Here is an 8,755-nt window from a genome sequence, read left to right on the forward strand (position 1 = left end):
GACTGTCCTACAATCCTAAGTCACCATTAGAGCCATAACTCTATTTTTGTCAAAACCCGTCTAAACAAAGGCTTACAGCGCCATTAAGGGCCTTTTGAAGACGCGCACCGGTTGATTTTGCACACAATAAAAAAGCCCGCGTGCCAATGGCACACGGGCATTTGTCGCCTGACTGAACGAATCAGACGGTATCTCGTAACTCGCGGCGCAGGATCTTGCCCACCGGCGTCATGGGCAATGAATCCCGAACCACAATCTGCTTGGGCACTTTGTAACCGGTGAAATTGTCTTTGCAGTACGCCTTGAGCTCTTCAACGCTCACCCCGCCAGCACGCGGCACCACGAACAATTTGACGGCTTCGCCTGTCCGTTCGTCGGGTACTCCGATAACGGCACAGTTCGCCACCTTGGGGTGAGCCATCACGATGTCTTCGATTTCGTTGGGGTACACATTGAAACCGGAGACGATGATCAGGTCTTTTTTACGGTCGACGATGCGCACATACCCATCGGGATCGATCACCGCGATATCGCCGGTTTTGAACCAGCCCTCCGCATCCAGCACCTCGGCCGTGGCTTCGGGGTTTTTCCAGTAGCCTTTCATGACCTGCGGGCCTTTGACGCACAGTTCGCCGCGCTCTCCCAGCCCCAGTTCAGCTCCGTCATCGCTGATGACTTTCATGAGCGTGCCCGGCACCGGCATGCCCACCGTGCCCAGTCGGGCAAACCCGCCATAAGGGTTGGCACTGGCGACCGGCGACGTTTCGGTCAGGCCGTAGCCTTCGACGATGCGGCAACCGGTGAGTTTTTCCCAACGCTCGGCCGTGGCCTTGACCAGCGCCGTGCCGCCCGAGTTGGTGAGTTTGAGTGAGGAGAAATCCAGGGTCTTGAATTCCGGGTGGTCCATCAGCGCCACAAACAGGGTGTTCAGGCCCAAAAATGCAGTGAAACGCCAGTTTTTGAGCTCCTTGATAAAGCCTGCGATGTCACGCGGGTTGGTGATCAGAATGTTGTGGTTGCCGGTCACCATCATGCACATGCAATTCGCGGTGAACGCATAGATATGGTAGAGCGGCAACGGCGCCACCATGACTTCCTGGCCTTCCTTGAGCAGCGGCAAACCATCTTCGGCATGCTGGGACAAGCAGCCGCGAATCTGCTGCATATTGGCGACGAGATTGCCATGGGTCAGCATTGCGCCTTTCGGCAACCCCGTGGTGCCGCCGGTGTATTGCAGCACAGCAATATCATCCAGCCTGACTTGCAGCGACCGCAACGGATGCCCTGCTCCTTGCTGCAACACCTGCTTGAAAGGAATGGCCTGCGGCAACCGGTAGGACGGCACGAGCTTTTTAACCTTATCGACCACCAGGTTAGTGACCCAACCTTTGACGGTGGGCATCAGGTCGCCCATTTTTGCTTCGATCAGGTATTCGATTTCAGTGTCTTCGAGCACCTCCTGTACGCGCTTGCCAAACATGTTCAGGTAGACCAATGCACGTATGCCCGCACTCTTGAACTGATGGCGCATTTCACGCGAGGTGTACAACGGGTTGGTGTTAACCACCACCAGGCCCGCACGCAACGCACCAAACACCGCAATTGGGTACTGCAGAATATTGGGCATTTGAACTGCGATGCGGTCACCGGGCACCAGGTTGGTGTGCTGCTGCAAATAACCGGCAAACGCCGCGCTGAGGCGATCAAGCTCGGCATAGGTCAGGGTGACCCCGAGGTTACTGAAGGCAGGCCGGTCTGCAAATTTTTTGCAGGAGCGCTCAAAGACATCCACCACTGAGGTGAAGGCAGTCATATCAATGTCCAGCGGTACGCCTGCGGGACGTTTGTCGTTCCAGAAATCAGGATGCATTGTTTTTATCCTCTTACCTGAGCATGTCTGGCTGCATCGTGATGCAGTAAAAGCACAGCATCCGGACGTTAACAGTTATCAAGTAGTAGGCAAATAAGGCGATCTTCGCCATTTACATCTTGAATCTTATTACTGTGATTTCGCCTGTGGTGCCGTTAATGCGCTATACAGTGCTACGACACCGTGTAAAGGAACTGCCATGAACCCACACACCTTTTGGCTGGAGACGAATGACCGTACAGGGCTTTTCGTGCACCAGTGGCTACCTGAGGATAAGCCCAAAGCAATTGTCTTGTTGGCCCATGGCATGGCCGAGCACGGTGGGCGCTACGCACGTTTGGGCCAGGCCTTGAGTGAGGCCGGTTTTGGGCTGTATGCCCACGACCAGCGCGGGCATGGCAAGACGGCAGAACGCGGCACGCTGGGTTATTACGCCGATGAAGACGGCTGGTGCGCGGTGGTCAGCGATGTAGCAAACCTTAACCGCCACATTGGCCAGTCGCACCCCGGCACACCCGTGTTTATTCTCGGCCACAGCATGGGCAGTTACATCGCCCAGGCGTACTTGCTGCATCACAGCGCCAGCGTACAGGGCGCGATCCTCAGCGCTTCCAATTTTCAACCGGTGGCGTTGTACCGCAGCGCCAGCCTGATTGCCCGTTTCGAGCGTTGGCGCCAAGGGCCTAAAGGCCGCAGCGCGCTGATCGAATGGCTGTCGTTCGGTTCATTCAATAAAGCCTTCAAGCCCAATCGCACACGCTATGACTGGCTGAGCCGTGATCCGGCCGAGGTCGACGCCTACGCCAATGACCCGTTGTGCGGTTTTAGGTGCACCAATCAGTTGTGGGTCGACCTGCTCGGTGGCTTGCAGCAAATCAGCAAAGCGTCCAATCTCGTCCAGATTGACTCTTCACTTCCGGTTTTGGTTATCGGCGGCACCTGTGACCCGGTCAGTGAAGGCAAGCGTCTGGTAGATCTGAGCGACGCTTTGCGCAAGGCGGGACTTCAACAGGTGCAACTCAATCTGTACCCCCACGCGCGTCATGAGCTATTTAATGAAACCAACCGCGACGATGTGACGGCTGATGTCATCGCATGGCTGAATCAGGCGCTAAGCTGTTCACGCCCGCCGCGCAGCGAATAATCGAATCACTTCTTTTTTAAAAAGACTTTAAAATCAAAAACTTGAAACTAATCACCCGTCACAGGACATGCGCTAGATGACCCAGGTTACCAACACCCCGTACGAAGCCCTCGAAGTCGGCCAGACTGCCAGCTACAGCAAAACCGTCGAAGAGCGTGATATTCAGCTTTTTGCGGCCATGTCTGGTGACCACAACCCGGTGCACCTCGACCCAGAATTTGCCGCCGCCACCATGTTCAAAGAGCGCATTGCCCACGGCATGTTCAGCGGTGCACTGATCAGCGCGGCCGTGGCGTGCGAGCTGCCTGGCCCGGGCACTATTTATGTGGGCCAGCAAATGACCTTTCAGAAGCCGGTCAAAATCGGCGACACCCTGACCGTGCGTCTGGAGATTCTGGAAAAGCTGCCAAAGTTTCGCGTGCGCATTGCCACCCGAGTGTTCAACCAACGTGAAGAAATCGTGGTCGACGGCGAAGCTGAGATCATTGCGCCACGCAAGCAACAAACCGTGAACCTGCCGGTGTTGCCAGCCATCAGCATTGGCTGATTGAGCGCCAAAAAAGTGGGAGCGGGCTTGCTCGCGATAAAAACAACGCGGTCCTGTTAAAGACCGCGTTGCTGCTATCGCGGGCAAGCCCGCTCCCACATTGGCTTAAGGGCTGAGGTTAAGCCCGGGCACGCGCCTGGTTACGCAGTGCTTTAACCTGGTCGTGGTTGCGTTGTACGTTCAAGTACTGGCGCTCAACCACATCACGGATGCCGATCAGGTTGTGCTTGGAGATTTTCTCCAGCGCTTCTTTATACGCTTTCAGCGCATGGTCTTCACCGCGCTCGGCTTCGTTGAGCACAGCCTCTTCACCTTTGCCGGTAAAGATCGACTTAACGTCGACCCAACGACGGTGCAGGTCACCGGCTACGCTGGTGCTGGTTTCCGGGTCACCGCCAAGCTTGCGCACTTCAGCCTGAAGCTCAGCTGCGGCCGTACCGCAATCTGCAGAACGCTTAACAAACAGCGCTTTGAGCTCAGGGTTCTTGATGTCTTCGGCGCAGGTCTTGAAGCCTTCCTGGCCATCTTTGCTGGTTTCGATCAGGTCGTTCAGGACAGAGATGGCTTCTTTATTAAGGTCAGTCATTTTTCAATTCCTTGCTGAGTTGAGGATCGTGCAATAGAGATTGCAGTCCTCGTGCCAGCTTTTGAATAAAAATAAAAACTTATAAATCAATAACTTACCTAATTATAGAAAACCAGCTTCCGGCGGTTTTGCATGATCTGTCATTTGGCCTGCATGCAAAATGCCTGTATTTTCCACCTGTTGCTGCACGCACTGAAGGCCCAGGAATGAACCCCGAAAAACTCGAACTGCTGATCACCCACGAAATGCCCTTCGGCAAATACAAAGGCCGAATCATCGCCGACCTGCCGGGTCAGTACCTGAACTGGTTTGCCCGCGAAGGCTTCCCCAAAGGGGAATTGGGTGGTTTGCTGGCGTTGATGCAAGAGATCGATCACAACGGCCTCTCGGACCTGCTGGACCCGTTGCGGGCCAAACATGGCAAGCCCAAGCCACGTCATTGAACGATGAGAGGGTTATACGGCCGCTGCGCGCCCGGACGTAGTTGTAGGAGCGAGCTTGCCTCGCGATCTTTTGATCTTGATCCGCAAGGTTAAAAGGCCCCTATCGACAGGCAAAAAAAAGGTGCGCCGACCAAGCGCACCAAAAACCGTAGAACACACAACAATTCGTTACAAGGTCATCAATCCAGCAGTGCCAGTGCCTCGGCGGTGCATTCTTGAATGCGCGCCCAATCACCGTTTTTGATCCACTCGCTGTCTAGCATCCAACTACCGCCCACGCACATGACGTTTTTCAACGCCATGTAGTTGCGGATATTCGCCGGGCCTACACCGCCGGTCGGGCAGAACTTCACTTCGCCAAACGGGCCGCCCAGCGCCTTGATGGCGGCGACGCCACCGCTGACTTCAGCCGGGAACAGTTTGAATCGGCGATAGCCCAGGCCATAGCCTTCCATGATGCCGGAGGCATTGCTGATGCCCGGCAGCAGCGGGATATCGCTGGCCACGCTGGCTTCGAGCAGGTCACGGGTAATGCCCGGCGTGACGATAAATTGCGAACCGGCCTCTTCGGCAGCCGCCAGCATGTGGCGATCCAGAATGGTGCCAGCACCGGTCACCAGCTCAGGGCGCTGATCACGCAGTACGCGGATGGCTTCCAGGCCGAACTCTGAACGCAGGGTGACTTCCAGGGCTGTCAGGCCACCTGCCGCCAGCGCATCGGCCAACGGCAAAATGTCCTGCTTACGCGCAATGGTAATCACCGGCAAAATGCGCGCCTTGGCGCACAAATCGTCGATCAGGGCGACTTTTTGCGCCATCGAGACGTTGGCAATGCGTGTTGTCATGGCAGCTGATCCTTGGCTCATGGGCACCAGTAAATCTCTAACGTAGGTTGCAGAAAGGCACGAATCGGCAAGGCGGCAATGTCGGTGCCTCCCAGCGCATCGTTGAGGGTGTTCAATTTGCCCTGCCCGCTAATCGACAGGACCTTGTGTTTTGCGCTCGCCAACAGGCTGCGGCTCATGCTCAAACGCTGATGCGGCACAGTTGGCGCCAGCATCGGCCAGCAGCGACGGGGGTTGTCCAGCGTCAACGCTTCGGCCAGGTTCGGGCTGTTCGGGAACAACGAAGCGGTATGCCCGTCATCGCCCATGCCCAGAATCAGCACGTCAATCGGCGGCAGCTCGGCCAAGGCTCGATCGGCCTGTTCTGCGGCATCTTCGAGATTGGCAGCAACGTTGTACAAGCCCACAAAGCGCGCTTTAGCAGCCGGACCCTGGAGCAAATGTTTTTTCAGCAAACCGGCATTGCTGTCGGCGTGCTCTACCGGCACCCAGCGCTCGTCAGCCAGGCTGACGACCACTTTTGACCAGTCGAGCGGTTGTTTGATCAAACTCTGGAAAAACGCCACCGGGCTACGCCCACCGGAGACCACCAAGGTCGCAGTGCCTTGCGCTTTAATAGCGTCACTCAGTTGCCCGACCACCTTAGTGGCCAGCTCCTCGGCCAGTACCGCCGGGTTTTTGAAGGTGTGCGCAGTGACACCTTCGGGCAGTTTCAAATCAGATATCGCCATACCAAGACCTCCCGTCTCGTGTAATCAGTGCAATGGAGCTCATCGGCCCCCAGGAGCCCGCCGCGTAAGGCTTGGGCATGTCACCGGACTTTTTCCAGCCGGCGATCAACTGGTCGCACCACTTCCACGCCGCTTCGATTTCATCTTTGCGTACGAACAGGTTCTGGTTGCCGCGCATCACTTCGAGCAACAAACGCTCGTAGGCGTCCGGGACCCGCGCGCTGTGATACGTGTCGGAAAAATTCAATTGCAACGGGCCGCTGCGCAGGTGCATGCCTTTGTCCAGGCCTTGATCCTTGGTCATCACCCGCAGGGAAATGCCTTCGTCCGGCTGCAAGCGAATGATCAGCTTGTTACCGATTTGCAGGCGCTGTTCAGGAGCGAAGATGTAATGCGACGGCTCCTTGAAGTGGATCACGATCTGCGACAGCTTTTGCGGCATGCGCTTGCCGGTACGCAGGTAAAACGGCACACCGGCCCAACGCCAGTTGCGAATATCTGCACGCAGGGCGACGAAAGTTTCGGTGTCGCTCTGGGTGTTGGAGTTTTCTTCTTCCAGGTAGCCCGGCACCGACTGGCCTTCGCTGTAGCCGGCGATGTACTGACCGCGTACCACCTGGGTGGTCAGGCCTTCGGCGCTGATCGGCGCCAGGGCCTTGAGCACTTTGACTTTCTCGTCGCGGATGCTGTCTGCCGACAAGTCCGCAGGCGGGTCCATGGCGATCAGGCAGAGCAACTGCAACAAGTGGTTTTGAATCATGTCGCGCAACTGGCCAGCCTTGTCGAAGTAACCCCAACGGCCCTCAATGCCGACCTTCTCGGCCACGGTGATTTCCACGTGGGAGATGTAGCGTTGGTTCCACTGGGTTTCGAACAGGCTGTTGGCAAAGCGCAGGGCGATCAGGTTTTGAACCGTCTCTTTACCCAGGTAGTGGTCGATGCGGTACACGCGGTTCTCGGGGAAGAACTGCGCCACGGCGTCGTTGACCTTGCGCGACGACTCAAGGTCCGAACCGATCGGCTTTTCCAGCACCACACGGGCGTTGTCAGCTAGGCCGACTTTGGACAGGTTTTCGCAAATGGCGCCGTAGACCGCGGCCGGGGTGGCGAAGTAAGCGATGACTCGCTGTTCGGTCCCCGCCAGTTCGGCCAGCGGCACGTAATCTTCGGTCTTGAGAAAATCCACATGCAGGTAGCTCAAGCGCGCCAAAAAGCGCGTGAGCACGTCATCTTCGATTTCTTTGGCACCGACATACTGGCGCAACTGACTGTCGATATGCGCCAGGTGGCTCAGTGCGTCGCCCGGCTCACGGGCCAGCGCCAGAATGCGCGTGTCGGCATGCAGCAAGCCGGCACGGTCCAGTTGATATAAGGCAGGGAACAGTTTGCGCAAGGCCAGATCGCCCAAGGCGCCGAACAAGGCAAAGGTGCACGGTTCAACCGTAATCGAAGGCATGATGTTTGTTCTTTTATCAAGTTAAGCTACAAATACCTTTTTTCAAGGCATCACTCAAGGAAAAATGTAGTAATAAACACAACATTTTCTCTAAATACAGATTCCCGCTAGTGGTCATCTCGGGCCACCAGTAGGATAGGCCACCTCACGAACCGCTTTAGCACGGTTGATTGCATCGCCGACCCAAGGAACACAAATGGACCGCGTGCGAAATTTACTCGAACAGATCAAAGGCCGCCTCGAAGAGCTGAACAAGGCTGAGCGCAAGGTAGCTGAAATTATTCTCCAGAACCCGCAACAAGCGACCCGGTTCAGCATTGCTGCCCTGGCGCAGGCGGCGTCGGTCAGTGAGCCGACGGTCAATCGCTTTTGCCGCTCGTTTGGGGTCAGCGGTTATCCGGAATTAAAATTGCAATTGGCACAAAGCCTGGCCAGTGGCGCAGCTTACGTGAGTCGGGCGGTTGAGGCCGATGACAATCCGGCGGCGTACACGCAAAAGATTTTCGGCAGTGCTATTGCCTCGCTGGACAGCGCCTGCCAGGCCCTGGACCCGAACCTGATCAGCCGCGCCGTTGATTTGTTGATTCAGGCACGCCAAATCCACTTTTTTGGGCTGGGCGCTTCGGCCCCGGTGGCGCTGGATGCACAACACAAGTTCTTCCGTTTCAACCTGGCGGTCACGGCCCATGCTGACGTGCTGATGCAACGCATGATCGCCTCGGTGGCCCACACCGGCGAATTGTTCGTGATCATTTCGTACACCGGGCGTACCCGCGAGCTGGTTGAAGTGGCGCGCATTGCCCGCGCCAATGGGGCTTCGGTGCTGGGCCTGACGGCAGAGAACTCACCGCTGGCCAAAGCCAGTACCTTGAGCCTGAACATCCCGCTGCCCGAAGACACGGACATTTACATGCCCATGACTTCGCGCATCATCCAGCTCACGGTGCTGGACGTGCTGGCCACCGGCATGACCCTGCGCCGGGGCGTGGATTTCCAGCCGCATTTGCGCAAGATCAAAGAAAGCCTGAATGCCAGCCGTTATCCGGTGGGGGATGAGTTCAACTGATCACCCTCCTGTAGGAGCGAGCTTGCCTCGCGATCTTTTAAAAGGGCAAAAGATCGCGAGGCAAGCT

The 8,755-nt window shown here is 56.6% G+C and carries 9 protein-coding genes; 4 read left to right on the forward strand and 5 right to left on the reverse strand.

The window, feature by feature from the left end; genetic code table 11:
* Nucleotides 1-181: 181 nt before the first annotated feature.
* Nucleotides 182-1,870 carry a long-chain-fatty-acid--CoA ligase FadD2 gene (gene fadD2, locus QMX84_RS13340; protein ID WP_282363993.1) on the reverse strand — a complete coding sequence of 563 codons (1,689 nt, stop codon included), beginning with the start codon at nucleotides 1,868-1,870 and terminating at the stop codon, nucleotides 182-184.
* A gap of 199 nt (nucleotides 1,871-2,069) precedes the next feature.
* On the opposite strand from fadD2, the gene QMX84_RS13345 reads away from it, so the two are divergent.
* A complete protein-coding gene (locus tag QMX84_RS13345; protein ID WP_282363994.1) occupies nucleotides 2,070-3,014 on the forward strand; it encodes an alpha/beta hydrolase in 945 nt (314 codons plus the stop codon).
* Nucleotides 3,015-3,090: 76 nt separating this feature from the next.
* Complete coding sequence (locus QMX84_RS13350) at nucleotides 3,091-3,561, forward strand: MaoC family dehydratase (protein WP_123749777.1); 471 nt, start codon at nucleotides 3,091-3,093, stop codon at nucleotides 3,559-3,561.
* Nucleotides 3,562-3,679: 118 nt separating this feature from the next.
* On the opposite strand, the gene QMX84_RS13355 is transcribed toward QMX84_RS13350, so the two are convergent.
* Nucleotides 3,680-4,147, reverse strand: coding sequence for a PA2169 family four-helix-bundle protein (locus QMX84_RS13355; RefSeq protein WP_153336007.1), 468 nt, complete (start codon nucleotides 4,145-4,147; stop codon nucleotides 3,680-3,682).
* A gap of 206 nt (nucleotides 4,148-4,353) precedes the next feature.
* Here QMX84_RS13355 and QMX84_RS13360 point away from each other — a divergent pair, with 206 nt between their 5' ends.
* Nucleotides 4,354-4,590 (forward strand): DUF3820 family protein, encoded by a 237-nt coding sequence (locus tag QMX84_RS13360; protein ID WP_048367925.1) that lies wholly within the window; start codon nucleotides 4,354-4,356, stop codon nucleotides 4,588-4,590.
* A 179-nt stretch (nucleotides 4,591-4,769) separates the two neighbouring features.
* On the opposite strand, the gene QMX84_RS13365 is transcribed toward QMX84_RS13360, so the two are convergent.
* Genes QMX84_RS13365 through zwf form a run of 3 tightly spaced genes read right to left on the reverse strand, consistent with a single transcriptional unit; the run spans nucleotide 4,770 to nucleotide 7,622 of the window.
* Nucleotides 4,770-5,456, reverse strand: a complete 687-nt coding sequence (locus tag QMX84_RS13365) for a bifunctional 4-hydroxy-2-oxoglutarate aldolase/2-dehydro-3-deoxy-phosphogluconate aldolase (protein WP_273222985.1) — start codon at nucleotides 5,454-5,456, stop codon at nucleotides 4,770-4,772.
* A complete protein-coding gene (pgl, locus tag QMX84_RS13370) occupies nucleotides 5,453-6,166 on the reverse strand; it encodes a 6-phosphogluconolactonase (RefSeq protein WP_282363995.1) in 714 nt (237 codons plus the stop codon). The genes QMX84_RS13365 and pgl overlap by 4 nt, the downstream gene beginning before the upstream one ends.
* Complete coding sequence (gene zwf / locus QMX84_RS13375) at nucleotides 6,153-7,622, reverse strand: glucose-6-phosphate dehydrogenase (RefSeq protein ID WP_262125031.1); 1,470 nt, start codon at nucleotides 7,620-7,622, stop codon at nucleotides 6,153-6,155. The genes pgl and zwf overlap by 14 nt, the downstream gene beginning before the upstream one ends.
* Before the next feature lie 205 nt (nucleotides 7,623-7,827).
* Between zwf and QMX84_RS13380 the strand changes: the two genes are divergently transcribed.
* On the forward strand, nucleotides 7,828-8,688 hold the full coding sequence (locus tag QMX84_RS13380) for a MurR/RpiR family transcriptional regulator (protein ID WP_173430580.1): 861 nt from the start codon (nucleotides 7,828-7,830) through the stop codon (nucleotides 8,686-8,688).
* Nucleotides 8,689-8,755 lie beyond the last annotated feature (67 nt).

The organism is Pseudomonas sp. PS01297 (assembly GCF_029959305.1).
In the GTDB taxonomy this organism is placed as follows: domain Bacteria; phylum Pseudomonadota; class Gammaproteobacteria; order Pseudomonadales; family Pseudomonadaceae; genus Aquipseudomonas; species Aquipseudomonas helleri.

What these genes read in the sequence shown, in the direction of transcription:
- fadD2 (WP_282363993.1), bottom strand. Translation starts at nt 1,870, where the DNA reads ATGCATCCTGATTTCTGGAACGACAAACGTCCCGCAGGCGTACCGCTG.
- QMX84_RS13345 (WP_282363994.1), top strand. Translation starts at nt 2,070, where the DNA reads ATGAACCCACACACCTTTTGGCTGGAGACGAATGACCGTACAGGGCTT.
- QMX84_RS13350 (WP_123749777.1), top strand. Translation starts at nt 3,091, where the DNA reads ATGACCCAGGTTACCAACACCCCGTACGAAGCCCTCGAAGTCGGCCAG.
- QMX84_RS13355 (WP_153336007.1), bottom strand. Translation starts at nt 4,147, where the DNA reads ATGACTGACCTTAATAAAGAAGCCATCTCTGTCCTGAACGACCTGATC.
- QMX84_RS13360 (WP_048367925.1), top strand. Translation starts at nt 4,354, where the DNA reads ATGAACCCCGAAAAACTCGAACTGCTGATCACCCACGAAATGCCCTTC.
- QMX84_RS13365 (WP_273222985.1), bottom strand. Translation starts at nt 5,456, where the DNA reads ATGAGCCAAGGATCAGCTGCCATGACAACACGCATTGCCAACGTCTCG.
- pgl (WP_282363995.1), bottom strand. Translation starts at nt 6,166, where the DNA reads ATGGCGATATCTGATTTGAAACTGCCCGAAGGTGTCACTGCGCACACC.
- zwf (WP_262125031.1), bottom strand. Translation starts at nt 7,622, where the DNA reads ATGCCTTCGATTACGGTTGAACCGTGCACCTTTGCCTTGTTCGGCGCC.